Here is a 23,738-nt window from a genome sequence, read left to right as displayed (position 1 = left end):
TCGCCCCGGTGCGATGGTCAAGAGTGCGCACAATGGATGCATGGATCCCACCGACTCCCCTGTCAGCCCCCTGGAGCAGGCCCTGCACGCGGCACGCGCCCTCGTGCTCGCCGACCTGGTCGCGGGCGATGTCGCCGAGGCGGACGTGGTGTCGCTGGTCGAGGAGTCCGTCGTACAGCGGCGCTGGTGGGTGGAGCAGTGGCCGGAGGGCGCCGCGTATGTGGCCGGGCTGGTCGCTCAGGACGTACAGGACGCACTGCGGGAGCGGTACGGCCGCTGGCCCCTGTGCCCCGTCTGCGGCTCCGGCGACCCGCACGCCCTCGACGTCGAACCGGAACTCGGGCCCGACCCGCACTGGGTGTGCCACAAGGCGGGCGTGAAGGTCGCCTCCGTCGGCACGCTCGGCTCGTGCGCCGGCGGGACGGCTTCGTCGTGACCCTCTACATCGACCCGCCCACCTGGCCGGGACACGGCCGTATGTGGTCCCACCTCGTCAGCGACGTGTCGTACGACGAACTGCACGGCTTCGCCGAGAAGCTGGGTGTGCCCCGGCGGGCCTTCGAGCGGGATCACTACGACATCCCGTCGCATCGTCACGCGGACGCGGTGGCCGCCGGGGCGGTGGAGGTCAGCAGCCGGGAGGTGGTGCGGCTGCTGACGGGGTCGGGGCTGCGGAGGCCGAAGGGGCGGGCTCAGCCGCGAAGTTCGTAGACGAACAGGCCGTCGTCCTGGCTGACCCTGGTGAATCCGGCGCGGGTCACGACGCCCTGCGACGGCAGGTTGTCGTGATCGACCTTCGCGAGGACCCCGCGGACGTCGTCCCGGGCCAGGGCCCACGCCGACAGGGCGCGCAGCGCCTCCGTGGCGTAGCCGCTGCCCCGGCCGCCCGCGACGAGGTCGTAGCCGATCTCCACCAGCCCCTCGCCGTCCGGTGCCGCATGAAACCCCATGGCGCCGACCGCCCGCCCGTCCTCCCGCCGCACCAGCACTAACACCCCGAACTCCGGCCGCAGCACGCCCTCTTGGTACGCCTTCACCAGCAGCCCGGCAGCCATCCGGGTGCCTTCGAGCGGCTCCCCGTCGACCCACTCGAAGCCGCCGACGCCGCCCGCCTGGATGTCGATGGCGGTCGCGGGGGTGAGGGCTTGCAGGGTCAGGCGATCGGTGGGCAGAACCAGGTTGTTGTGCCAGCGCCAGTCGGTGACGGGCGGGCGGCCCGGCAGATCGCCGCGGCCGGTGGCCCACAGGAGGGTGGGCCAGGGGGCCGGACCGGGGCGGACCTGCGGGAAGATCGTCGTGAGGACGGACTCGCACAGCTCGGCGGGTGGTTCGTACGCCAGGCCCAGACCCTCGGCGATGTCGTGCGTGTGCAGGAGCACCTCCGCGATCCCCATCGCCGCGAAGCCGTCGCGGTTCGCGCTGCGGAAGGGGTAGGGGTGGAAGGCGCGCACCTCGCGGGGTGTCGTGCGCAGGGTGGCTGCGAACAGGGCGGCGCTCGTCTCGATCACGTCCAGCACGCCCGCGTTGTCGATGCCGTCCTCCGGGACGACGTCGAACGGGACGTACCGGTCCTGCGCACGCCCGGCGAGCTGACCGGCGTACGCGATCAGGTCCTCGGCGATGTGGAACGCGGTGTCCCGGCAACTCCAGGTCAGCCCACCGGCCTTGACCCCCTCCCAGTCCCGGTCCGTGGCCGTCCGCAGCACGGCGACGCAGCCCGCGACGGCTTCCGCTACCTGATCTCCACCCGTGTTCCGCATGCCGTGCAGGCTAAGCCGACGGAGACCGGCCGGGCGACACCATTTCCCGCTCCGACCGCGGGTCGCAGCAGGCCGTGTGTCCGCTCTCGACGTTCGACGCCTTCGGGGAGGGATTCATGCTGACGTCATGACGTCAGCATGATGTCAGCAGTTCCAGCTCGGACGTGATGTTGTAGCGGGCCGTCGCCTCCCACTCCCGCTCGCCGTGCGGGGTGTGGAACAGCCGGGGCAGGCCGAGGAGTTGGCGGAGGATCGCCGAGCGGCCCTCGCGGAAGGCGTCACCGGGCACGAAGTGGTACTCCTCGCGGACGGCCGCGGTGTAGGCGGCGTACGCGGACGGCGGCGACGCGAGGATCGCCAGGTCGGCGTCGCACAGCACCTGGCCGTCGCGGTCGTCGCTGGCCGGGGCGTGGGTGACGGTGAGCCGGACAAGGCGGGCCACCTCGGCGGTCTTCGCGGCGGGCAGACCGGCCTCGGGCAGCGCCCGCTCGGCGAGCCGGGCCGACCGCTCCTCGTTCTCGGAGCGCTCGGGCAGGTACACCGCGTCGTGGAACCACGCGGCCAGGCGTACGGCGTCCGGGTCCGCCGCGTGCTTCTCCAGCACGTCGATGTGGTCGAGGACCGCGGTGAGATGCGCGAGCGTGTGGTACCGGCGCTGGGGTTCCTGCCAGCGGGTGAGGAGATCGTCGGCGTACGGCGCCGGGTCGGGCGAGTCCACCGGGGCGCGGGCCGCGCGCAGAGCCTCGGCGAAGCGGGCGGCGAGGGCTTCGAGGTCGGGCATGTGCGCCATTCTCCCGTGACGCGGGCAGTACTCGGCTCGTACGACGGGAGCGGCGTCGTACGAGCCGACGGGCGTGACGGAGGCCGAGCTGAACGTCTTCGGCTGACCGCGATCTTCTCGCGGCCTCGTCCTTCCCGGCGTAGGGTGGCGGGCAATGGACTAGACCTCCTGGTCGTCCTGGTCGTCCTCCTGGTCGTCCTGGTCGTCGTCCTAGTCGTTCCGAGTCGCCGAGGAATGGAGTTCCATGGGCAAGCGTGCAGTCCTGGAGGTGATCGCCCTCGATGCCGAGGACGCCCTCGCCGCCCAGGCCGGAGGCGCGGATCGCCTCGAACTGGTCACCGACATGGCAGCGGACGGCCTCACCCCGCCGACCACGGCCTTCACCGCGATCCGCGCCGCCGTCGACATCGACCTGCGCGTGATGCTGCGGCTCGCGGACGGGTTCGCGGCGGGGGACGCCGAGCGCTTGACGGAGGTGGCGCGGGAGCTGCGCGGGGCGGGGGCCGACCAGTTCGTGCTCGGGTTCCTGGACGCCGGGGACGGCGTGGATCTCGATGCGGTGGAGCGGGTGCTGGGCGAGCTGGACGGCTGCCGCTGGACCTTTCACCGGGCGATCGACCACGCCGCCGACCGCGACGCCCTGCGCAAGCACATCGCCGACCTGCCGGGGCTCGACACCTACCTCACGGCCGGATCGGCGGCGGGCGTCGACGAGGGGCTGCCGACGCTGCTCACGGAGGCGGCGAGGGCCGGGGAGCCCGGCTATGAGCAGCAGCTCATGGTGGGCGGCGGCCTACGGCTGGACCACGTCCCGCAACTGCGAGCCGCCGGGATCGACGCGTTCCACATCGGAGGGGCAGCCAGGCCGGAGGGCTGGACGTCCCCCGTGTCGGCGGAGGCCGTGCGCGAGTGGCGCCGAGTCCTGGACGCGGGCGGCGCGGGCGGCGCAGGCTGAGTCGGCTTGCCCGGACGGAGTGCGGGGCTGCGCCGATGTGCGGCTCCGCCGCGTGGGCGTACCCGCCGGTCCGGGAACCTCAACCGGCACTCACAACTCCGCCGGCAACGGCGCCGCATGCGTCACGATCAACCCCGAGACGGCCCGGGTGAGGGCCACGTACAGCCGCCGCAACCCCGTCCGCTCGTCCGGCTCCCCGTCGACCACCGCCCGGGGCTCGTCGAGGACCACGTAGTCGTACTCCAGACCCTTCGCGAGGGACGCCGGGACCAGGGTGAGGCGGGTCTCCCGGGTCGTCTCCTCACCGGGAGCCAGGTGGGCGAGCCCCGCCGCCGCGAGCGCCTCCGTCAGTGCCGGAATCCGCGCGTCCGCCGCGATCAGCCCCGTGGACCCCTCGTTCCGCAGCAACTCCGCACACGCGGCGACCACTTCCCCCGCACCACACACCTCACGAACCTCGAAGAACCCCGGATTCTCCCGCACCGACGCCACCGGCGTCAGCCCCGGCGCGATATGCGGCAGCAGCCGGGACGCATACGTGATCACATCCGTCGGCACACGGAAACCGGCCGTCAGCTCCTCGACGACCGCGTCCGTCTTGCCGAGGTGGCCCAGCGCCTCCTGCCAACTCCGGGTGGCCCACGGCGTCGTGCCCTGCGCCAGATCGCCGAGGACGGTCGCCGAACCGGTGGTGCAGCGGCGGCCGACCGCGCGGTACTGCATGGGGGAGAGGTCCTGCGCCTCGTCGAGCACCACATGCCCCAGCGAGTGCGTGCGCTGTACGAGATCCGTCGCCTCGTCGATCAACACGGCGTCCGCGGCGGACCACTTGGCGGACTTCACCGACCGCACCGGCTTCGCCCACAGGATCGCCTTCTGCTCGTCCTCGGTGAGGAGCCCCGCCGCGTGCAGGGCGAGGAAGTCCGCGTCCGTCAGCAGCCGCAGCACGAGCTTCGCCGGCTCGACCGGCGGCCAGATCGCCTTCACCGCCGCCTTCACCGCGGGGTTACGGGCGACGGCGTCCTGCACGCGGTCGTCCGGGGCCTCTCCGGAACGCTCCATCTGCACCAGGACCGCGTGCGCGATGCGCTGCGGCAGGGCGTCGCGGGCGGCGCCGTACCGGATGTCGCGGTCGAGCAACTCACCGACGACGCCTTCGAGTTCGTACGCCGGGACCCGCCAGCGACGCGAGCCGCGCACGACCACGACCGGTTCGGTGGGCATGGTCACATGGGAGCGGACCGCGCGCCGCAGCACCTCCGCCATCCTCGCGTCCCCCTTGACGACCGCGGCCGCCGCGTCGTCCGCGCCCCGCACCTCGACATGTGCCACGAGGTCGTCGACCGTCGCCTGCCGTACCGCCAACTCGCCGAGCGCGGGGAGCACTTGCTCGATGTAGTGCAGGAAGGACCTGTTCGGCCCGATGACGAGCGTGCCGGTGCGGGCGAGCCGCTCACGGTGCGCGTACAGGAGGTAGGCGACCCGGTGCAGACCGACGGCCGTCTTCCCGGTCCCGGGACCTCCCTGCACACACACGGTCCCGCCCAGCCCGCTGCGTACGATCTCGTCCTGCTCCGGCTGGATCGTCGCCACGATGTCCCGCATGGGGCCGACGCGCGGGCGCTCGATCTCCTGCTGGAGCAGCTTGCTGGTGCGCGCCGCCTCGGCCGGGTCCGACAGATGCTCGTCCTCGTACGCCGTGAGGTCGCCGCCCGTGTAGCCGAAGCGGCGGCGCAGCGCGATGTCCATCGGGGCCTTCTTGGAGGCCCGGTAGAAGGGCTGCGACACCGGTGCACGCCAGTCGATCACCATCGGGTCGCCGTCCGCGTCGTGCACATGGCGCCGCCCGATGTAGAAGCGCTCGCCCTCCGCCCCCTCCGCCTGCTCGGCGCCCACCGCGTGCAGGTAGTCGAGCCGGCCGAAGAACAGCGGGGTGTCGCTGAGGTCGGCGAGGGCCTTGATCCGCTCGTCGATCTGGCGGGCGAGGACTTCGGCGTTGACCCAGTTCGCGGTGACGTCGCTGATGTCGAGGGACTCGACGTCCTCGCGCATGGCGCGCAGGGCGGCCCGGGAGGAGGCGAGATGGGAGCGCTCTCGGGAGAGGGGATCGGCGGACGACGGCGTGGACAAGGGGGTGCCTCCGTTGGATCCGGACAAGAGCGGGGATTCTAGGTCGCCGAGGGAGAGGGGCGCCAACGGTTTTCCCTGCCGCGAGCAGTCGGTGTCCGTCCACGGGTGTCCGTCCACGGGGGTTCGTCCCCCGTCATCCCCTAGGGGATAGGCCTATCCCCCGTAGGGGGCAAGGCTCGCCCCATGGGTGTACCCAGGGACCACCCGAGTTGGCCCCGTAGACCGATGCCTTTCCCATGGTCGGAGAGCCACCATGGATACATGAGCGCAGCAACCTTTACCCCAGCCCCCGGCCGCGCCTCAGGCGCGACCGCCCTCACTCCCAGCCACCACCGTCACCGCCTCGGCGAGGCCCTGCGTGCCATCAAGGTGTACGCGGGCGCCGCCTTCGACGTGATCATCTTCGGCGAGTACGGCGAGGAGGCAGGCGTCCGCCGCAGGTGACCCGTGATCGACGACCGCCCCTGCCCCGCCGGCTCAGCTCTCCGCCAGCAACTCGTCCGCGTCCACGATCCGGTACGCGTACCCCTGCTCCGCCAGGAACCGCTGCCGATGCGCGGCGAAGTCCTGGTCGATGGTGTCCCGCGCGACCACCGAGTAGAAGTGGGCCTGGTGACCGTCCGCCTTCGGCCGCAGCACCCGCCCCAGCCGCTGCGCCTCCTCCTGCCGTGACCCGAACGTCCCCGACACCTGGATGGCGACCGTCGCCTCCGGCAGGTCGATGGAGAAGTTCGCGACCTTCGAGACGACCAGGACGCTGATCTCGCCCTCCCGGAAGGCGTCGAAGAGCTTCTCGCGCTGGGCGTTGGAGGTCTCGCCCTTGATGACGGGGGCGTTCAGGTGCTCGCCCAGTTCGTCGAGCTGGTCGATGTACTGGCCGATGACCAGGATCTGCTGCCCGGCGAAACGCCGTACCAGCGCCTGAGTGACCTTCCGCTTGGTGTCCGTCGTCGCGCAGAAGCGGTACTTCTCCTCCTGCTCGGCGGTCGCGTACGCCAGCCGCTCGGCGTCGGTGAGATTGACCCGGACCTCCACGCAGTCGGCGGGCGCGATATAGCCCTGCGCCTCGATCTCCTTCCAGGGCGCGTCGAAACGCTTGGGCCCGATCAGCGAGAACACGTCCGACTCACGGCCGTCCTCCCGCACCAGCGTCGCCGTCAGCCCGAGCCGCCGCCGGGCCTGCAGATCCGCGGTGAACTTGAAGACCGGCGCCGGCAGCAGATGCACCTCGTCGTAGACGATGAGCCCCCAGTCGCGGGAGTCGAACAGCTCCAGGTGCGGATAGACGCCCTTCCGCCTGGTCGTCAGCACCTGGTACGTCGCGATGGTGACCGGCCGGATCTCCTTGCGCGTACCGCTGTACTCGCCGACCTCGTCCTCGGTCAGCGAGGTCCGCTTCACCAGCTCGTGCTTCCACTGCCGGGCCGACACGGTGTTCGTCACCAGGATCAGCGTCGTGGACTTCGCCTGGGCCATGGACCCGGCGCCGACGAGCGTCTTACCGGCGCCACACGGCAGTACGACGACCCCGCTGCCGCCGTGCCAGAAGTTCTCCACCGCCTGCTTCTGGTACGGCCGGAGCGCCCAGCCGTCCTCGTTCAGCTCGATCGCGTGCGCCTCGCCGTCGACGTATCCGGCGAGGTCCTCGGCCGGCCAGCCCAGCTTCAGCAGCGTCTGCTTGATCTGCCCGCGCTCGGAGGGATGCACGGCGACGGTGTCCGGGTCGATCCGGGCGCCGACGAGCGGAGTGATCCGCTTGGAGCGCAGGATCTCCTCAAGGACCGGACGGTCGGTGGTCGTGAGCACGAGCCCGTGCGCGGGGTGCTTGCTGAGCGTCAGCCGCCCGTACCGGTCCATCGTCTCGGCGACGTCGACCAGCAGCGCGTGCGGCACCGGATAGCGGCTGTACTGCACCAGCGCGTCCACGACCTGCTCGGCGTCATGCCCCGCCGCCCGCGCGTTCCACAGCCCGAGCGGCGTCACCCGGTAGGTGTGGATGTGCTCGGGCGCCCGCTCCAGCTCGGCGAACGGCGCGATGGCCCGCCGGCACTCGTCGGCCTGCTCGTGATCGACTTCCAGAAGCAGCGTCTTGTCGGACTGGACGATCAGTGGACCCACGCGCGGCACCCTCTCCGGTTCCCTGAGGCCAGACGTCACGGCCAAACATCCAGTGTGCCTGATCGTTCCCCGGTCGGGGCCGGGGCGGGTGTCACGTCGTACTGGATGTCTATTCATTCCTGTGAGTGGTGTGGTTTCACCTGTACGGCGGCGGATGCGAAGAATGGCCGACCGTGCACTCCCTCACTCGTGATCCGTCCACGCCGCCCACGACCCTGGGCTATGCCCTGTTCGCCACTCGCTGGCTTCAGGCGCCGCTCTACTTCGGCCTCGTGGCCGCTCAGGGCGTCTATGTCTACAAGTTCTTCAACGAGTTGTGGACCTTAATCCTCCGGTGCGTCACCGGGCAGGCGAACGAGACGTACGTCATGCTCGCCGTGCTCAAGCTGGTCGACGTCGTCATGATCGCCAACCTGCTGATCATGGTGATCGTCGGCGGCTACGAGACCTTCGTCTCGCGGATCGGTCTCCAGGGCCACCGCGACCAGCCGGAATGGCTCTCGCACGTCAACTCCAACGTGCTGAAGGTCAAGCTGGCCACCGCCATCGTGGGCATCTCCTCCGTCCATCTGCTGCAGATGTTCGTGGATGTGCACCACACCTCGCGGCACTCGCTGATGTGGGGGACGGTGATCCATATGGCGTTCATCGTCTCGGCGGCGATCCTGGCGTATATGTCGGGGCCGATGGCCGCGCATGCCGAGCGGTCCGTACAGCGCCGGGAGCAACACGGGCACAGGGTCGAGCCGCCCGCGCCCGCACGGCCCGCCGTTCCGATTCCGAGCCAGGCGCGGGCACCCGCCGTCGAGACGGGGGCCGAGGAGCGGATCCGGGCGGCAGGGTTCCCGGCGCGGAAACTGCTGGAGGAGTACGACGCCGAGCATCCCCGGGTCTTCGACCGGGAGGCCGTGGCGCGGCTCGGCAAGCTGGACTTCGTCGGGGCCCGCGGCAACGTGGTGCTCGTCGGGCCGCCCGGCACCGGCAAGACGCATCTGGCCGTCGGGCTCGGGGTGCGGGCCTGTGAGGCCGGGTACCGGGTGCTGTTCGACACGGCCGCCGGATGGGCCGCACGGCTGGCCGGGGCGCAGGCCGCGGGCCGGCTCGCGGAGGAGCTGGCCGAGCTGGATGGCTGCCCGGTGCTGATCGTCGACGAGATCGGGTACGTGCCGTTCGACGCGGACACGTCCCGGCTCTTCTTCCAGCTGGTGGCGCACCGCTACGAGCGGGGGTCGCTGATCGTGACCGGCGACCGCCCGCTTGAGCGGTGGGACGAGGTGTTCGGCGGCCCGGCCGCCCCGGCGATGGTGGACCGGCTGGCCCACCACGCCGAGATCGTGCGGCTCGAAGGGGACAGCTACCGCATGCGCCGGGCTACTTCAGAGTGGGCAGGCCGAGGTTGTTGACCAGTGGTTGGGCGAAGACGTGTCCGTCGACGTTGAGAAGCGGCTCGCCGCCTGCCCCGGCGGCCGGGAGCGGCAGCGGCAGCGCGGGGGCCGCCGAGGCCTCCGGCGCCAGCGCGGCGAGGAGCGCGGCCGCGGAGACCAGTGCGGTGGCGGACACGGCGACGGCGGCACGGGTGCGGTGGTTGAGCTTGTCACGCATGGGGAGTCAGGGGCCTTTCGCGGAGGTGGGTCGAGGGGGCGAGCGTGGGCCGATCGGGGAGGGCCGGGCCCGGACCTGCCGGGACCGGCCCGAGAGGGGCGCGGGGCGGGTCAGATGGCCGGTGTTTCGAGGACCAGGCCGGCGACATCGATGCCGATGGCCGCGGCCTGGGTGGCGAAGGCGCCGATCATCATGGCGGTGGCGGTCAGGACAGCGGCGACTCGACGGGCTGCACGCATGGGCGAGGACTTCCTTTCATTTCACTGCACTTTCGCCCGAACCCGTTGCCGGCGGCTCGGACTTGATCAGGACACCCGTTGGCTGCCCGCCGCCCCGCCCCGGAATGCCGGATGACCTGCGCGTTCCCTCATCGGTGGGAAGTGTCCGGCGTGGCGCGCATGAACGCGGGCGTACACCCGTACGAGCGAAGCGGCGGCCACGTCCGGGGCCTGACCGGCGGATCAGGCCGACTGCAGTGAACTGCCCCCGCGGCTCAGCCGCATATCGGCACAGCCGCATATCGGCACAGCCGGCGGAGCGCTCAGTCGTCGGCCAGTTCCGCGGCGCCGGTGATCCGGTGGAGGGGGTAGGTGCGGACCTCGTCCGCGGTGTGGTCGTACGCGGTCACGAAGCCGCCCTCGACGCGGATCGGGGCGATGACGCGCTGGCTGGCGGCGCCGTCGGCGTTCACGTAGCCGATCCAGAGGGCCTCGCCGGTGAGGACGGCGGCCTGCATGGTGGCGAGGGTCTCGGCGGCGCCGGTGCGGGGGAGTTCGCCGTTCGCCACGGGGGTGTGCCTGCGCGGGGTCGTGGAGGCGAGGTCGCCCGCCCGGATCGCGCGGATCGCGGCCGACAGGAGGGTCGCGTCGGGTGCCGGGGGGCCGTCCGGGACCGGCTCCGGGGCCGTGCGGGGCGGGGTGCGGTGGGCGTGGGCGCGGGTGATCAGGACGTCGCCCTCGGCGGATTCGGCGGCCGGCGCGAATCCCATCGCGCGCAGGCCTTCCAGCAGGGCCGCCGGGCCGGCCTGGGCGGCCAGCACGGTCGGGGCGAGGCGTCGCAGGTGCAGCGCGGCGGCGCGTTTGTCGGCGAGGATCTCGTTCAGCAGGGCGTCGTCGTCGCAGCGGACGTACGCCGACGCCGCGCCGATCCGCAGCTGCCCGTGTTTCCTGGCCACGTCGTCGATCAGATACGCCAGCGGCTGCGGAATCGGCGTACGCGAGTGCGCGGCGAGGAAGGCGTGCAGGTCGGAGGCGGTGCGGCCGACGTCCAGCGCACGGCGTACGGAGCCGGGGGTGAACCGGTACACCGTCGCCCCGCCCTTGGACTCCACGTCCGCGAGGACGTCGAGCATGTCGGCGAGCGGGCGCTGCAGCGGGCCGGGGGCGACGGCTGTCAGGTCGGCCTGGAGGAGGACGTGGTCCAGCGGCTCGGGCAGGAGCGGGGCGAGGAGCCGGGCGGCGGTCGCCGAGGCGACGGCCTGTTCGGCGGGGGTGAGGGGCTCGCGAACAGCGGCTGCCTCGTGGTGCTTGTGGTTCTTGTGGTGCCTGTGATGGACGGGCAGCTTGTCGCCGGGGCCTGAGGGCGTGTCGTCGGCGGGCTTCGCGGCGGGCGCCCCGATCAGCGCCCGCCCGTGCGCGGACAGCGCGCCGCGGCCGGTGACGCCGAGCAGTTCCGCCTCCGAGAGCGTCCACCGGGCGAGCCGGGTGCGCAGGTCGTCGTCCTTTTGCGGCCCCCGCAGCGGGCGCTCCCAGCGCAGCCGGGCCAGCACCGACTCGGCGGACGGCGCGGCGCCCTCCGGCAGTTCGGCGAGCAGGGCCAGCACCCGGTGCCGTACCTCCGGCGCGGCGGAGCGGTCCAGGCCCGGGCCGAGGGCCGACAGACTGCGGTCCTTGGCGTCCCGCCCGCCGACCAGTCCCGCCGTGCGGGTCGCCGCCAGCCAGGCCTCGGCGAGCCGCACCCAGCGCCGGTCGGCGGGCTGCTCCAGCCACTCGTCGTACGCCGGGGTCGCCGCGTACCGCTCGTCGGCCTCGCCGTCCGACGCGATGAGGCCCGCCGCGTACGCCAGTTCCACCCAGAACGCCGCGATCGGCTCCGGTACGTCCAGGGCGACGGCCGTCCGCTTCAGGTCCCGGACGCTCAAGCCCCCCGCCCGCAGCACCGCGGGGCCACCTTCGTCCCAGTCCTTCAGCAGCTCCTCGACGGTCGCCAGTGCCGTGTACGCCTGCCCGGCGGCCGTCGCGTCCACAACCTGTGGACGGTGGGAGCCGACGGGCTCGACGGGAGGCGGCAGCGGCTCGGTGGCTCGGTGGGCGTGGCCCTCGCGCAGATGAAGGGCCACCTCACGGGGCAGTACGACGGTCCCGGGCGCCGTCGGCAGCAGCAGCCCGCGGTCGAGGAGCCGGCGCAGCCGGGGCGCCGGGTCGGCGGTGACCTGCCCGTACGGCGGCCCCCAGACCAGGCGGCGCAGCACCTCCAGGGACTCCTCCGGGGCGTCGGCCAGCAGGGCCGCCATCCGCTCGCGGTCCTTGAACAGGGCGGTCAGCGCGGCCACCGCCGAGACCGCGTCGTGCGTGGACGCCAGCCCGGCCGCCGTGACGATCTCCTGGATACGCCCCGGCGACATGCCCGCCGTCGCCTCCTGCACCGTCGGGCCCAGGCCGGTCGGGGACGGGTGCTGAGGCGACGGGGACAGCAGTTCGCGGGCGGTGCGGACGAGACGGAGGCGGTCGTCGGGGCCCCAGACGAGGGCCTGCTCGCGCAGGGTGGCGAGGGCGTGCGGCAGCGCCGCGGCGACGGTCGCGTCCCCCTTGTCACCGGTCATGAGGCCGAGGAGTTCTTCGTACGGCGCCGGGTCCGCGGCGACGGCGAGCGCCTCAGCCGTCTGCAGGGCGAAACGGTCCAGCCGCTCCAGGGCACGGACGACGGACGCGCGGGTGCCGGCCCGGGTCGCGAGCTGGGTGAGGTCGGTCGGGACGGGCGTGATGAGGTCGGGGCGGCTGCGCAGCAGCGCGGCCAGGGCGGCGTCGTCCCGCCCACGCAGCGCCTCCGCGAGGGAACGCGGGGCGGCCGGCTTGTCCTCGGTGCTCATCCGAATCACGGTACCGGGTGAGTACGTCGGTTTCGTTGCCCCTGCTGTGCGGGCGCCCGGCGCTGATGCCGCCCTGGGGGTCCGCCCAGGCCTTTAAGGCACTGGGGGAGGCACGCATGGCCGCAGCTTGGCGGTAACGTCTGTCATCACGGGGTATCCAACACACCCGCCCCGGAGGGGACTTCGTGGGGATCGAGAGCGACCAGGTCGTCTACGAGTATCTGAGCCGCGTCGGTGATGTGGCGCAGCAGCGTCAGCTGCCGTCGTCCGACCGGATGCGGCTGGTCTCGGAGTTGCGGAACGAGATCGAGCGGCGCCGGTCGAAGGCGCCGGTGGACAGTCCCGCCGCCGTGCGCCGCATCCTCGCCCGGCTGGGCAGCCCCGACGAGATCGTGGCGGCGGCCGGTGCCGGCGGCGGTGCCCCGCAGACGCCGGACGCCTCCGTACCCGTACAGCCGGACCGGGCGGAGCAGCGGCCCAGGTCCAAGGGGTTGCGGCGCGTGGTGCCCCGGCCTCGGCCCGCCGAACCCGCCGACCCCGTCGAGGACGACAGGCCCTCCGACGCGCCGACTCCGCCCCACCTCGCCGGTCCCGACGAACTCGGGACCAGTGCGATGCAGCCCGACTGGTGGCGCGTGGACAGCAGTCCGTTCGGGGGCGGGGACGAGGTGCCGGGGTTCGTCGGCGGAGTGGAGATCCCGGAGCTGCTGAAGCCTCCGCCGCCGAAGGAAACCGAGAAGGCCGACAAGGCCGAGAAGTCGGAGAAAGCGGAGAAGGCCGATAAGACCAATAAGGCCGATAAGGCGGCGAAGGAGGCCGTCCGGGACGAGCCCGCCGCCGTGAACATCGCGAAGAAGGCCGAGAAGAGCACGTCCGCGCGCCGCCGCCGTCTCCGCCTTCCCCGCCCCGGAAGCTGGAGCAACCCCCTTCTCCTGCTCGGCGCCTCCCTCCTCGTCGCCGGCGCCTTGCTGGGGAACCTCATCGCGCTCCTCTTCGGCTGGCTCATCGCCTACGCCTCCCGGCGGCTGACGCCGACGGAGCGGCAGTGGGCGGTCATGGTGCTGCCGGGCGCGGCGATCGCCGCCGGGCTCGTCTGGCTGTGGGGACGCAACGAGGGGCGGTGGGGCGACCCCATCGCCGAGGGGCAGGTGAACGCCGCCGCCGCCGAGACCTGGCCGTGGGTCATCCGGGGCGCCGCCCTCGCCTCCGCGCTCTTCCTGCTGTGGCGCTCCCAGCGGCAGCGGTAGGTATCCCGATCTCGGGGGCCGGACGTCCTGATCGCCCTCCCGCCTGGGCACAATGGCCCATATGACCTCTGCCGCCCTGCCTCCCCTCGCCTCCCCCACCGTCGGCTTCGACCTCGACATGACGCTGATCGACTCGCGGCCCGGCATCCACGCCTGCTTCACGGCGCTCGCCGAGCGGACGGGCACGTTCATCGACGCCGATCTGGTGGTCACCCGGCTCGGGCCGCCGCTCGCGGAGGAGTTGATCAACTGGTTCCCGGCGGAGCACGTGGCGGAGATGGGCGATCTGTACCGCTCGATGTACCCGACGATCGCCATCGCCGCCACGCCCGCCCTGCCCGGCGCCCGTGAGGCGATAGCCGCCGTGCGCGCGGCCGGCGGCCGGGCGATCGTCGTCACCGCCAAGTACGAGCCCAACGCCAAGCTGCATCTGGAGCATCTGGGCATCGACGCGGACGCGGTGATCGGCGACCTGTGGGCCGAGCAGAAGGCCCAGGCGCTGCGCGAGCACGGTGCGGCGGTGTACGTCGGCGACCACATCGGCGATGTGCGCGGGGCGCGTACCGCCGAAGCGCTGTCCGTCGGCGTCACGACCGGGCCGTGCGACGGCGACGCGCTGCGGGCGGCCGGTGCGGATGTGGTCCTGCCGGACCTCACCCACTTCCCGGCCTGGCTCGCGGACTACCGCCCGGTGCGCGCCTGACGGCGGCCGGCCGCGATCGACTGGAAGACGCCGGCCCCCGCCACCAGGAACCCGACGCCCATGAGCATGCTCAATCCGAACATGTACGTCGGAAATGGCGTCGTACCGAGGAGAAGCGGGGCCACGGTGACGAGTGTGGCCACGGCACCGGCGAAGAAGACGACGGCTCCGGCGCGGATCAGTCGGTCGCCGGGCGCGGCGGAATTCGTTTGGGTTTTGTCACGCACCCGACCAGGGTAGTTCCCTGCGCGAAGGAACAACCGGGTGACGTCTTGTCACCGGGTCGAAGAGCATTAGCTTTGGTACCGGCGGGTCCCGACGACCCGCCCCAGTGCTATCAAGCAGTTTTCCGACGAGTACGAGGACGAGGACAGACGTGCCCACCGGCAAGGCCAAGCCGGTTACCTAGGCACACAGACTCCGCTAGCCTCCCCTCATGACACCTGGTCTGCGCTACCTCGCCTGTCTCCGCCTGTCTGCCGACTCGGACGGCTCGACGTCCATCGAGTGGCAGCGTGGCGTGATCCGACACCACGTCAGCTCTCCGCACCTGTCCGGCGTCCTGGTGGGCGAGGCAGAGGACACGGACGTCTCAGGCTCGATGAGCCCCTTCAAGCGCCCCAAGCTAGGACGCTGGCTCACGTCCCGAGCCGATGAGTTCGACGTGATCATTGCGGCCAAGATGGACAGGCTTACGCGTCGCTCGATGCACTTCAACGAACTCTTGGAGTGGGCGCAGGAAAACGGGAAGTTCATCGTCTGTGTTGAAGAGGGGTTCGACCTCTCGACTCCCCAAGGCAAGATGATGGCTCGCATGACAGCCGTATTCGCTGAGGCTGAGTGGGACACAATCCAGGCACGCATCCTCAACGGCGTACAGAGCCGCCTAGAGAACCGTTCCTGGCTCACAGGTGCTCCGCCTACCGGCTACCGCATCAAAGCCGTAGAGGGTGGCAGGAGGAAGGTTCTGGAGATTGACCAGGACTTCTATCCCTACGTGGAAGAGATCTTTACTCGTGTTCGTGAGGGACAGTCCACACACAGGATTGCCCGAGACTTCAACGGCCGGGGCGTACTCACATGGGGAGATCACCTCAGGAAATTGAAGGGGGAGGAGACCAAGGGAACTCAGTGGCAATCAACCATCATCAATAAATTCATCCGTTCCTCTTGGGTTCCTGGTATCTACGCCTATAAGGGTGAGGCTGTTCTGGATGACCAGGGAGAGCCGGTGATTCTTCCTGAAAAGCCTTTGGCTTCTATGGATGAATGGACAGACCTGGTCGACAGGATTAAACCGGCTCCCAAGCCTGTAGGGGCGGAAAGTCGTACGGGTGCTAAGAGCCTGCTTGCTGGTATTGCTCGGTGTGGCAATTGCGGAGCGCCGGTTACTTCTCTTCTGAATTCCGGGCACACCAGGAAAGACGGAGAACGAATTCCGGGACACAGGTATTACCGCTGCTCCAACAAATTCAAGGGCGGAGCGTGCGCGCAGGGTCTCTACGTCCGTGCTGATCTCCTGGACACGTGGGTTGACCAGGCTGTACGTGACAGCGTAGGTACGTGGGACATGTACGAGCGAGCCGGTAAGGGTCCCTCTCAGGCAAGGGAACTCCAGGAGACCAGGGCGCGCCTGGAAAACCTCGAAGCTAAGTACATGGCTGGAGAGTACGACGGAGAGGGACAGGAAGAGTCGTACATGCGGATGCACAAGGGACTTTCCGCAAAGGTCGCTCTCCTGGCTAAGCAGGAAGAGGAAAGGGCTAACCCCACACTGAAAGCCACGGGTAAGAAGTACGGGGAAGTCTGGGAAGCCAAAGACCAGGAAGACCGTAGGGAATTCCTCCGCACGTATGAGGTAAAGGTATGGGCTTGGGATAAAGGCGTAAATCAGAATGACCGGGCAATGGTAATGGACCTGGGCGATATCCAGACCATGGCGCAGGAACTCAGCCTGAATAAGGAAGAGGGAATGGACCGGCTATTGATTGGCCAGAACGTACCGCCGCACTGGACTAACCCCGAGTTGAGGGAATTCCCTGGCCTGGAATTGGAACCAGTCCCCGCATTCCTAAAGGAACTCGAAGCGGCGTAAAAGAAAGAGGCATAAAGAAAAGGCTCCGCTGAATAGCGGGGCCTTATTCTTTTCCCTATTTGTTTATGAATTCGACCCCCTACCTTTATTAATTGAATTTAATTCCTGGGTGGTCTGGTCTCTCTCGTGCCTGAGGCTCCCTACGGGGGAGGCAGTAGCCGCTAGGACTCCTTACGCCATGCGGCATCAGGGGAAGTCAGCTTGGCCACCAGGACGCGCGCCAGGATGCGAATGGGAGCCTCATCCGGCTCCACCAGGTGAGCGTGTTCCCTGTGTGCCCATACCGTCCAACCGGGGCCGGACATGCCTAGTTCGTGGGCTACGGCTACCGCGTCCCCTGGCTCTGTGATCAGTCCATCGCAGTACCGGCAGACGTGAAGGGTCTGAGTCACTGCTCACCCCCGAGCGTCACGTAGTGGTCGGCAAGGGCTCTGACGGACCGTGCGAGCTTCTGAGCGTGCGCCACAGCGGCCGGAAGGGTGCCGTTGGAGGGTTCCAGCCTCAGCCTCATACGGGCCTCTCCTACGCACGCCAGAGCGCATGCGCGCGGTACAGCATCCTCTGAGAGCAGCCGTGCGGCCGTCTCACGCATCGTCTGTAGGTCGAGGGGAACGGGCTTGCTCCCTGTGGCCTCTGCGGCGGTACGGCGTGCCATGACGGCTCCTGTGGTCGGTGGGGTTATGCGTCCGTCCACCCAACCGATCTGCGTACGCCATAGGGCAGTTGACCAGCGTTGACTACGATGGACGTCAACAGTCAACGGGAGCTGCACCATGGTCGACTTCGGGTCAGAGGTACGGAGCGCACTCAAGGCACAGGGGAAGAGCCTGAGAGGTGCAGCCAAGGAACTCCATTACGACGTTGCCTATCTGAGCCGGGTACTCAATGGGAAACAGGCTCCCTCTGCTGAGTTGACCGTGGCTCTTAACGAATACCTCGGCCTCTCCCTCTCCGTGGAAGACAGCGGCTCTCATGACGATGAGATGGACGCATGGGAACTTGCCCGACGCGTACAGGCAAGCGACGTAGGGAACGCCACCCTTGAACGGCTGGAACGTGCCTTTGACGGTCTGGCCATGGCGTACCCAAAGGCTGATCCGGCAGAGCTGTTGAGGCACGTACGGAAGCACTCCGCGTATGTCGTCAAGCTCTTGGACAGTAAGAAGACTCTGTCTGAGCACCGACGCTTGTTGGTAGTCGGGGGTTGGCTTTCTCTCCTGGGTGCCACGGTCCATATCGACCTGATGCAAGACGATGCCGCTACGGCTCGACTGGAGACAGCAGCAACGCTAGCTAGGGAAGCCGGGCATCCTGAGATTGAGGCATGGTGTTTCGAGACTGAGGCTTGGAGAGTCCTTACCGATGGGGATTACGTACAGGCTGTTGACCTCTCCCGAGCCGCACAGGAGATAGCTCCCGCTACTAGCTCAGCAATGATTCAGGCGACAGCCCAAGAGGGAAGAGCGAATGCACGGCTAGGGGAGTCGACAGAGACCTACTCAGCCATTGAGCGGGTACAGGCTCTCTCTGCGGCTATCGGCTCCCCTGATACGCCAGAGCATCATTACAGGTACGACCCTGCAAAGGCTCTGTCCTATACGGCTACAACCCTTGCTTGGCTCGGAGACGTAGCGGCAGAGCCGTACGCCAGGGAAGTAATCAAGAGGCTGAGTCCGAGTGACGACGTGACCAAGTGGCCTAGGCGTGTGGCTTCAGCGAATATCGACCTTGCCTTGGTACTCCTCAAGGAAGACCGGCTAGACGAAGCGTGCGACTCGGCGCAGAAAGCTATTCTGTCCGGCCGTGTGGTCCCCTCGAATCACTGGCGTGCGCTGGAAGTGGTGAAGGCTGTAGAGGCTCGACAGCTTCCAGAGAGCGCAGACCTGAGAGAGGCATACCAGGGACTCAAGGCTATTGAGTCGTAGCCAGACAAGTAACTCCCTAGCGATTCTGAGCGTTGCTGGAAACTCGGAGTTTTCTCCTCATAACTCAGAGGCCGCTAGACAGGAGTAACTCCACCTAGTCGAGTTCCCCCGTGAACTACCCAGAAAACTAGATGTCACGGCTGGAATTCCTTTGGAATTGCTATTCGGTAGCCTTATTCAATGACATTTCTAAGGGGATTAATGTACCCCAGCCGGCTGGGATATTCCATATCCAGTGGAATAGCAATGAAGAAGTCGGGGGATGTCTAATCAGTAAACCAGAGGAGAAACCTAATCCGCCGAAGGCGGGTATTAGTCTCAACCAGGGGTAGCCCAATCTCTCTACCCTTTGGTTTTCCCTGGTCTACTGAATCACTCTCCCTTTAATCATTCGCTGTCCCTGGCTACGCCAGGTGCAGCGGTTGTTCCATTCGTCTTGTTACTTCTTCTAGTTCTTTACTTATTGTTTGTAGCCGGGATTCCGTCTACCTCCTGGTCGGGATTCCGACTACCCCTAGCCGGTTTTCCGACTACCCCCCTAGTCGGGATTCCGGCTAGTAACTACTCGCCCAAGGGGGAAGGCAAGTTCTTCTTTACGATGATGGTTGCCTTTGCTGAGCTTGAGCGAGACATGATCGTTGAGCGCACTCGTGCTGGTCTCGATGCTGCCAAGGCTCAGGGGCGTACCGGTGGACGTCCTACCGTCATCACTGAGGACGTGCTGACTGTCGCAAAGGCTCGTAAGGCCAAGGGGGAGAGCATCACTGCCATTGCCAAGGCTCTCGGACTCTCCCGCGCCACGCTCTACCGGCACATTGGCTAGCCCCTCACGCTTCCTGCACCACTTTGAGCCTCTGCCTTCACTGGTAGGGGCTCAGTCTCGTTTTAAGGCGTGTTCGGCTGGAGAGACCCCCGGTAGGCTGTCTCAACGGCAGATCAAGGGTGTCCGGCCAGTCCGGGAGCGATCGAGGGAGTGTGTGCTTTGCCGACTGGCAAGGTCAAGTGGTTCAACAGTGAGAAGGGCTTCGGCTTTCTCTCCCGTGACGACGGCGGCGACGTCTTCGTTCATTCCTCGGTCCTCCCCGCCGGAGTCGAGACGCTCAAGCCGGGCCAGCGAGTCGAGTTCGGGGTCGTCGCCGGGCAGCGCGGTGACCAGGCGCTCTCGGTGACGATTCTTGACCCGACCCCGTCCGTCGCGGCCGCCACTCGCAAGAAGCCGGACGAGCTGGCCTCCATCGTCCAGGATCTGACGACCCTCCTTGAGAACGTCACGCCGATGCTGGAGAGGGGCCGCTACCCCGACAAGGCCGCCGGCAAGAAGATCGCCGGGCTGCTCCGCGCTGTCGCCGACCAGTTGGACGTATAGCGAACCTCGGACGTATAGCGAACCGCTACGGGAAATCCAGCGCACCCGGTCCGAGGGGCGGCACCAGCCCCTCGGCCGCGGCGCGGGTCAGCAGCCCCCTGACCGCTGCGTAGCCGTCCACGCCGAGGTCGTGGGTGAACTCGTTGACATACAGGCCGATGTGCTGGTCGGCGACGGACGGGTCCATTTCCTGGGCGTGTTCCATGACGTACGGGCGGGAGGCCTCGGGGTCGTCCCAGGCGGCCTTGACGGACGTGCGGACGGATTCGGCGAGCAGTCGCAGCGTGTCCGCGCCCAGCGACCGCTTCGCGACGATCGCGCCGAGCGGGATCGGCAGCCCGGTGGTGTGCTCCCAGTGCTCGCCCATGTCGGCGAGCTTGTGCAGGCCGTAGTTCCGGTACGTGAAGCGCGCCTCGTGGATGACGAGTCCCGCGTCGATCTTTCCGTCCCGTACGGCGGGCATGATCTCGTGGAACGGCAGCACCACGATCTCGCCGACCCCGGCGGGCAGCGTGTCGGCGGCCCACAGGCGGAACAGCAGATACGCCGTCGACTTCTCGCTCGGCACGGCGACCGTACGGCCCGTGAGGTCGGCCCCCGCCTCCCGCGTCAGCACCAGCGGCCCGCAACCCCGGCCCAGCGCGCCCCCGCACGGCAGCAGCCGGTACTCGTCGAGGACGTACGGCAGGACGGCGTACGACACCTTCAGCACGTCGAACTCGCCGCGCTCGGCCATGCCGTTGGTGATGTCGATGTCCGCGAAGGTCACGTCGAGCGCGGGGGCGCCGGGGACGCGGCCGTGGGCGAGGGCGTCGAAGACGAAGGTGTCGTTCGGGCAGGGGGAGTACGCGATCCGCAGTGGCTCACCGGTGGTCATGTGGGTTCCAACTCTCCAGGAGGGGTGCGAGCTTCCCGAAGGCCTCCGTCAGCGCGGCCAGCGCTTCGCCGATGCGCCAGGCGGCGCGGTCGCGCGGGCCGACGGGGTTGGAGACGGCACGGATCTCCAGCACGGGAACGCCGTGCGCGATGGCCGCCTCGGCGACGCCGAAGCCCTCCATCGCCTCGGCGAGCGCGGTCGGATGGCGTTCGAGCAGGGCGGCGGCGCGGGTGGCGGTGCCGGTGACGGTGGAGACGGTGAGTACCGCGCCGGTACGGGCTCCGGTGGCCGCCGCGAACTCTCGTACGAGTGATTCCGGTGGACGGTGGGTGACCGCGCCGAAGCCCAGTTCCGTGACCGGCAGAAAGCCGTCGGGCGTCTCGGCGCCCAGGTCGGCGGCGGTGATCTCGTCGGCGACGACGAGGGAGCCGACGGGGGCGTACGGCTGGAAGCCGCCGCCGATTCCGGCCGAGATCACCAGGTCGTACGGGGTTCCCGCGAGGGCCGTGGCGGTGGCGGCGGCGGCGCGGGCGGGGCCGACGCCGACGGCGAGGATGGCGCCCGGTGTCCCCGGGGTGCCCGGTGTCCCCGGTGCTCCCGGGGTTCCAGGTGTCCCTGGGAACTTCGTGAACGCCCGTGCCACCGCGTCCCGTTCGGCCGGGACGGCGGTGGCTACGAGGACGCGTACGGCAGGCGTGGTCAGTCGTCCTTCTTCAGCGTGAAGGACCACAGGCCGGTGACCGTGTTGCTGTCCTTCTCACCGTCGGCCGCCCGGATGGAGACGAGGGTCGAGTTGCCCTGCGCGCCGTACTGGGCGTTGAAGAACACGCTGCCCGGGACCGTGCGGTACGTCTTGTCGCTGTCCTCGGTGAGCGGCTGACCGTTCATCAGGATCGTCCAGCGCTTGTCGGCGACCTCCGGGTCGACGCCGAAGCGCACGGTCTCGTCCGGGTCCACGGTGATCGACTCGATGTCCGTCTCATCCAGGCACTTCGTCACCTCCGCGGACGGAAGGACCTCGCCCTCACCGCCGCAGGTGGCCTCCTCGCTGATCGTGGAGGTGCCGACGGTGACCGTGGACATCGGGGTCGGCTTGTCACAGGCCGACAGGACGAGCAGTCCGGCGGAAACGGCGCCGGCGGCGGCGACGGCGCGGCGGCGTCGCACAGCGGATTGCATGGTCATGGGCGAAGGCTATCGGGCACGTCCTGCCGGGCTGCCATGCGGGGGTACGGCGTGCCGCTGCTCGCGGACCTCACGGGCTCGTGGCTCTCACGGGCTCGTGGCTCTCACGTGGCTGATGGCCCTCACGTGACTGATGGACCTCACGCCACGCGCGTCCGCGGGGTGCCGCCCTGCCGGGCCGAGCGGAGCAGGCCGTGGACCGTGGTCAGCCAGCCGGCGGCGACGATGGCGGCGGCCACCGAGAGGCCGAAGGTGCCATTGAGGGGGAGGACGATGCCGACCGCACCGCCGAACACCCACGCCACCTGCAGCACCGTCTCGGAACGGGCGAACGCGGAGGTGCGGACCGTCTCCGGTACGTCTCGCTGGATCAGCGCGTCCAGGGACAGTTTGGACAGCGCCTGCGCGAACCCGGCGGCGGCCGTCAGACACGCCACGAAAGCCGCGCCGAAGAAGATCGCCGCCGTGATCGCCACGCCGAGCACGAACGCCACCACCGTCACGATGATGATCTCCGGTGCGCGTGACCTGAGCCCCGCCCCGACCGCCGTACCGATCGCGTTGCCCGCGCCCGCCGAGACCGCCACTATGCCCAGCGACACCGCCGCGCTCTCACCGGTCAGCGGATGCTCGCGCAGCAGGAACGCCAGGAAGAAGATCAGGAAGCCGGAGAGACAGCGCAGGGCGGCGTTGGCGCCGAGGGCGTGGGTGACGGCGATACCGACGGTGCGCAGCCCGGGACGCTTGGCGTACTTGCGGCGCGGGCCGTGCAGATGCTCCTCGTCGGCGGCGAGCAGGGCGGTGTCCTCGCCCTTCGACGAGTCGACCTTCGGCGGCAGGGAGAAGGAGAGGATCGTACCGGCGACGAAGATCACGAAGGCGCCGTAGAGGGGCCAGCGGTCCCCGATGGACTGCAGGCCCGCTCCGACCGGCGCGGCCACGCCGGTGGCGAGGAGCCCGCCGAGGGTGACCCGTGAGTTGGCCTTCACCAGGGAGAAACGGGGTGGCAGGAGCCGGGGCACGACGGCACTTCTGACCACGCCGTACGCCTTGGACGCGACCAGTACGCCCAGCGCCGCCGGGTACAGCTCCAGGGAGCCGGAGCTGACGGCGCCGGCCAGGATCAGCGCGAGCAGCGCCCGGGCGAGCATCGCCGTCGCCATCGCCGCGCGGCGGCCGTGCGGGATCCGGTCGAGCAGCGGGCCGATCACCGGGGCGAGGAGGGCGAACGGTGCCATGGTGATGCCGAGGTAGAGCGCGACCCGGCCGCGGGCCTCGTCGGTCGGCACCGAGAAGAAGACGGTGGAGGCGAGGGCCACGGTGATCATGACGTCGCCGGCGCCGTTCACCGCGTGCAGCTCGATCAGCTTGCCGAGGCCGGACTCGCCCGCACCGTGCGCATGCGTCGCCTTGCGGATACCGCGGGCTGTGCCTGTCACCGGCAGATGCAGGGCACGCCCGACCGAACGCAACGGCCCGCCCACCCGGCTGGACCCGCTGCGTCGGATGCTCCCCTTGACCCCACCGACACGCGTGGAACCGTGGGGCGTCCTTGTGCCTGCCATTCCGCCATAGTGCCCCGAGATGGGCGTGCGTAGTGCGTATACGGTCCGGATACGCCGCACTTTTGCGCAGCGACGGTCGCAGCAGCGCCCCCCAAAGGGACGCGAAGCTGTATCGATCAGCGGAAGGCGCATGGAGCACCCCCGCGAACACCCCCGCGAACACCCCTGCTCGGAAGAGCCGACGGAAACCCAACGTCGGTGTAGGCCCAGCGGCGGCGAACAGGTAGCGTGCGTAGCGCGTCATGGCGAACGTTCTCGGCCGCGCGCCTCTCGGTCATCCCGCAGAATGGATGGAGCAGGTGCGCCCGAGCACGATCGGGCATGGACGTCGACGCGGCCCC

24 protein-coding genes are annotated in these 23,738 nt (G+C 69.1%); 11 read left to right on the top strand and 13 right to left on the bottom strand.

Features of this window, described 5'->3' with window-relative positions:
- Positions 1-40: 40 nt before the first annotated feature.
- Positions 41-436 carry a DUF8819 family protein gene (locus GFH49_RS29085; protein ID WP_155059034.1) on the top strand — a complete coding sequence of 132 codons (396 nt, stop codon included), beginning with the start codon at positions 41-43 and terminating at the stop codon, positions 434-436.
- Positions 433-711 (top strand): DUF4031 domain-containing protein, encoded by a 279-nt coding sequence (locus GFH49_RS29080; protein ID WP_155059101.1) that lies wholly within the window; start codon positions 433-435, stop codon positions 709-711. The genes GFH49_RS29085 and GFH49_RS29080 overlap by 4 nt, the downstream gene beginning before the upstream one ends.
- Here GFH49_RS29080 and GFH49_RS29075 read toward each other — a convergent pair.
- Together GFH49_RS29075 and GFH49_RS29070 are read right to left on the bottom strand one after the other, a co-directional pair.
- Positions 693-1,760 carry a GNAT family N-acetyltransferase gene (locus GFH49_RS29075; protein ID WP_155059033.1) on the bottom strand — a complete coding sequence of 356 codons (1,068 nt, stop codon included), beginning with the start codon at positions 1,758-1,760 and terminating at the stop codon, positions 693-695. The two genes, GFH49_RS29080 and GFH49_RS29075, sit on opposite strands and share 19 nt — an antisense overlap.
- A 133-nt stretch (positions 1,761-1,893) precedes the next feature.
- A complete protein-coding gene (locus GFH49_RS29070) occupies positions 1,894-2,541 on the bottom strand; it encodes an HD domain-containing protein (protein ID WP_155059032.1) in 648 nt (215 codons plus the stop codon).
- A gap of 244 nt (positions 2,542-2,785) precedes the next feature.
- On the opposite strand from GFH49_RS29070, the gene GFH49_RS29065 reads away from it, so the two are divergent.
- Positions 2,786-3,496 carry a copper homeostasis protein CutC gene (locus tag GFH49_RS29065; protein ID WP_155059031.1) on the top strand — a complete coding sequence of 237 codons (711 nt, stop codon included), beginning with the start codon at positions 2,786-2,788 and terminating at the stop codon, positions 3,494-3,496.
- A 90-nt stretch (positions 3,497-3,586) separates the two neighbouring features.
- On the opposite strand, the gene GFH49_RS29060 is transcribed toward GFH49_RS29065, so the two are convergent.
- The gene (locus GFH49_RS29060; protein WP_155059030.1) at positions 3,587-5,626 is read right to left on the bottom strand and encodes a HelD family protein; all 2,040 of its coding nucleotides are present in this window, start codon (positions 5,624-5,626) and stop codon (positions 3,587-3,589) included.
- A gap of 261 nt (positions 5,627-5,887) precedes the next feature.
- On the opposite strand from GFH49_RS29060, the gene GFH49_RS29055 reads away from it, so the two are divergent.
- A complete protein-coding gene (locus GFH49_RS29055; protein ID WP_196218158.1) occupies positions 5,888-6,070 on the top strand; it encodes a hypothetical protein in 183 nt (60 codons plus the stop codon).
- Between the two features lie 33 nt (positions 6,071-6,103).
- Here GFH49_RS29055 and GFH49_RS29050 read toward each other — a convergent pair whose 3' ends face one another.
- Positions 6,104-7,744: a DNA repair helicase XPB gene (locus tag GFH49_RS29050; RefSeq protein ID WP_328288298.1), complete on the bottom strand. Its 1,641-nt coding sequence runs from the start codon at positions 7,742-7,744 to the stop codon at positions 6,104-6,106.
- A gap of 173 nt (positions 7,745-7,917) precedes the next feature.
- Between GFH49_RS29050 and istB the strand changes: the two genes are divergently transcribed.
- On the top strand, positions 7,918-9,147 hold the full coding sequence (istB, locus tag GFH49_RS29045; RefSeq protein WP_155059028.1) for an IS21-like element helper ATPase IstB: 1,230 nt from the start codon (positions 7,918-7,920) through the stop codon (positions 9,145-9,147).
- On the opposite strand, the gene GFH49_RS29040 is transcribed toward istB, so the two are convergent.
- From GFH49_RS29040 to GFH49_RS29035, 3 genes are all read right to left on the bottom strand, one after another.
- Positions 9,116-9,346, bottom strand: coding sequence for a hypothetical protein (locus GFH49_RS29040; protein ID WP_155059027.1), 231 nt, complete (start codon positions 9,344-9,346; stop codon positions 9,116-9,118). The genes istB and GFH49_RS29040 overlap by 32 nt on opposite strands.
- A 110-nt stretch (positions 9,347-9,456) precedes the next feature.
- Entirely contained in the window at positions 9,457-9,585 is a 129-nt protein-coding gene (locus tag GFH49_RS41075; RefSeq protein WP_268867531.1) for a hypothetical protein, read from the bottom strand.
- 302 nt (positions 9,586-9,887) lie between these two features.
- The gene (locus tag GFH49_RS29035; protein ID WP_155059026.1) at positions 9,888-12,434 is read right to left on the bottom strand and encodes a helicase-associated domain-containing protein; all 2,547 of its coding nucleotides are present in this window, start codon (positions 12,432-12,434) and stop codon (positions 9,888-9,890) included.
- 185 nt (positions 12,435-12,619) lie between these two features.
- On the opposite strand from GFH49_RS29035, the gene GFH49_RS29030 reads away from it, so the two are divergent.
- Together GFH49_RS29030 and GFH49_RS29025 are read left to right on the top strand one after the other, a co-directional pair.
- A complete protein-coding gene (locus GFH49_RS29030; protein WP_155059025.1) occupies positions 12,620-13,681 on the top strand; it encodes a hypothetical protein in 1,062 nt (353 codons plus the stop codon).
- Positions 13,682-13,733: 52 nt separating this feature from the next.
- The gene (locus GFH49_RS29025) at positions 13,734-14,384 is read left to right on the top strand and encodes an HAD family hydrolase (RefSeq protein ID WP_155059024.1); all 651 of its coding nucleotides are present in this window, start codon (positions 13,734-13,736) and stop codon (positions 14,382-14,384) included.
- Here the strand turns inward: GFH49_RS29025 and GFH49_RS29020 are convergent.
- Positions 14,363-14,611 carry a hypothetical protein gene (locus tag GFH49_RS29020; RefSeq protein ID WP_155059023.1) on the bottom strand — a complete coding sequence of 83 codons (249 nt, stop codon included), beginning with the start codon at positions 14,609-14,611 and terminating at the stop codon, positions 14,363-14,365. The two genes, GFH49_RS29025 and GFH49_RS29020, sit on opposite strands and share 22 nt — an antisense overlap.
- 209 nt (positions 14,612-14,820) lie before the next feature.
- Between GFH49_RS29020 and GFH49_RS29015 the strand changes: the two genes are divergently transcribed.
- Positions 14,821-16,479, top strand: coding sequence for a recombinase family protein (locus tag GFH49_RS29015; RefSeq protein ID WP_155059022.1), 1,659 nt, complete (start codon positions 14,821-14,823; stop codon positions 16,477-16,479).
- A 388-nt stretch (positions 16,480-16,867) separates the two neighbouring features.
- Here GFH49_RS29015 and GFH49_RS29010 read toward each other — a convergent pair whose 3' ends face one another.
- The gene (locus GFH49_RS29010) at positions 16,868-17,071 is read right to left on the bottom strand and encodes a DUF6415 family natural product biosynthesis protein (RefSeq protein ID WP_230396560.1); all 204 of its coding nucleotides are present in this window, start codon (positions 17,069-17,071) and stop codon (positions 16,868-16,870) included.
- A 181-nt stretch (positions 17,072-17,252) separates the two neighbouring features.
- Between GFH49_RS29010 and GFH49_RS29005 the strand changes: the two genes are divergently transcribed.
- The 3 genes from GFH49_RS29005 (at position 17,253) to GFH49_RS41260 (ending at position 19,770) form a co-directional block, all read left to right on the top strand.
- On the top strand, positions 17,253-18,404 hold the full coding sequence (locus GFH49_RS29005) for a helix-turn-helix domain-containing protein (protein ID WP_155059020.1): 1,152 nt from the start codon (positions 17,253-17,255) through the stop codon (positions 18,402-18,404).
- A 349-nt stretch (positions 18,405-18,753) separates the two neighbouring features.
- Positions 18,754-19,227 carry a recombinase family protein gene (locus GFH49_RS41760; protein WP_328288297.1) on the top strand — a complete coding sequence of 158 codons (474 nt, stop codon included), beginning with the start codon at positions 18,754-18,756 and terminating at the stop codon, positions 19,225-19,227.
- Between the two features lie 159 nt (positions 19,228-19,386).
- Positions 19,387-19,770: a cold-shock protein gene (locus tag GFH49_RS41260; protein ID WP_155059018.1), complete on the top strand. Its 384-nt coding sequence runs from the start codon at positions 19,387-19,389 to the stop codon at positions 19,768-19,770.
- Positions 19,771-19,795: 25 nt separating this feature from the next.
- Here GFH49_RS41260 and GFH49_RS28990 read toward each other — a convergent pair whose 3' ends face one another.
- From GFH49_RS28990 to GFH49_RS28975, 4 genes are all read right to left on the bottom strand, one after another.
- Positions 19,796-20,647 (bottom strand): 1,4-dihydroxy-6-naphtoate synthase, encoded by an 852-nt coding sequence (locus GFH49_RS28990; RefSeq protein WP_155059017.1) that lies wholly within the window; start codon positions 20,645-20,647, stop codon positions 19,796-19,798.
- Positions 20,634-21,377 carry a futalosine hydrolase gene (locus GFH49_RS28985; RefSeq protein ID WP_155059016.1) on the bottom strand — a complete coding sequence of 248 codons (744 nt, stop codon included), beginning with the start codon at positions 21,375-21,377 and terminating at the stop codon, positions 20,634-20,636. The genes GFH49_RS28990 and GFH49_RS28985 overlap by 14 nt, the downstream gene beginning before the upstream one ends.
- Positions 21,347-21,832, bottom strand: coding sequence for a DUF2771 domain-containing protein (locus tag GFH49_RS28980; protein WP_408055965.1), 486 nt, complete (start codon positions 21,830-21,832; stop codon positions 21,347-21,349). The genes GFH49_RS28985 and GFH49_RS28980 overlap by 31 nt, the downstream gene beginning before the upstream one ends.
- Positions 21,833-21,972: 140 nt before the next feature.
- On the bottom strand, positions 21,973-23,397 hold the full coding sequence (locus GFH49_RS28975) for an MFS transporter (RefSeq protein ID WP_155059015.1): 1,425 nt from the start codon (positions 23,395-23,397) through the stop codon (positions 21,973-21,975).
- Positions 23,398-23,738: the final 341 nt, after the last annotated feature.

Origin of the sequence: Streptomyces blattellae (genome assembly GCF_009709555.1) — a bacterium.
Classification (GTDB): Bacteria; Actinomycetota; Actinomycetes; order Streptomycetales; family Streptomycetaceae; genus Streptomyces; species Streptomyces blattellae.
Note: the sequence above shows the minus strand (reverse complement) of the source record. Positions and strands in the feature narration are given on the sequence as shown.

What these genes read in the sequence shown, in the direction of transcription:
- GFH49_RS29085 (WP_155059034.1), top strand. Translation starts at nt 41, where the DNA reads ATGGATCCCACCGACTCCCCTGTCAGCCCCCTGGAGCAGGCCCTGCAC.
- GFH49_RS29075 (WP_155059033.1), bottom strand. Translation starts at nt 1,760, where the DNA reads ATGCGGAACACGGGTGGAGATCAGGTAGCGGAAGCCGTCGCGGGCTGC.
- GFH49_RS29070 (WP_155059032.1), bottom strand. Translation starts at nt 2,541, where the DNA reads ATGCCCGACCTCGAAGCCCTCGCCGCCCGCTTCGCCGAGGCTCTGCGC.
- GFH49_RS29065 (WP_155059031.1), top strand. Translation starts at nt 2,786, where the DNA reads ATGGGCAAGCGTGCAGTCCTGGAGGTGATCGCCCTCGATGCCGAGGAC.
- GFH49_RS29055 (WP_196218158.1), top strand. Translation starts at nt 5,888, where the DNA reads ATGAGCGCAGCAACCTTTACCCCAGCCCCCGGCCGCGCCTCAGGCGCG.
- GFH49_RS29040 (WP_155059027.1), bottom strand. Translation starts at nt 9,346, where the DNA reads ATGCGTGACAAGCTCAACCACCGCACCCGTGCCGCCGTCGCCGTGTCC.
- GFH49_RS41075 (WP_268867531.1), bottom strand. Translation starts at nt 9,585, where the DNA reads ATGCGTGCAGCCCGTCGAGTCGCCGCTGTCCTGACCGCCACCGCCATG.
- GFH49_RS29035 (WP_155059026.1), bottom strand. Translation starts at nt 12,434, where the DNA reads ATGAGCACCGAGGACAAGCCGGCCGCCCCGCGTTCCCTCGCGGAGGCG.
- GFH49_RS29025 (WP_155059024.1), top strand. Translation starts at nt 13,734, where the DNA reads ATGGCCCATATGACCTCTGCCGCCCTGCCTCCCCTCGCCTCCCCCACC.
- GFH49_RS29015 (WP_155059022.1), top strand. Translation starts at nt 14,821, where the DNA reads ATGACACCTGGTCTGCGCTACCTCGCCTGTCTCCGCCTGTCTGCCGAC.
- GFH49_RS29010 (WP_230396560.1), bottom strand. Translation starts at nt 17,071, where the DNA reads ATGCGTGAGACGGCCGCACGGCTGCTCTCAGAGGATGCTGTACCGCGC.
- GFH49_RS29005 (WP_155059020.1), top strand. Translation starts at nt 17,253, where the DNA reads ATGGTCGACTTCGGGTCAGAGGTACGGAGCGCACTCAAGGCACAGGGG.
- GFH49_RS28990 (WP_155059017.1), bottom strand. Translation starts at nt 20,647, where the DNA reads ATGACCACCGGTGAGCCACTGCGGATCGCGTACTCCCCCTGCCCGAAC.
- GFH49_RS28980 (WP_408055965.1), bottom strand. Translation starts at nt 21,832, where the DNA reads ATGACCATGCAATCCGCTGTGCGACGCCGCCGCGCCGTCGCCGCCGCC.
- GFH49_RS28975 (WP_155059015.1), bottom strand. Translation starts at nt 23,397, where the DNA reads ATGGCAGGCACAAGGACGCCCCACGGTTCCACGCGTGTCGGTGGGGTC.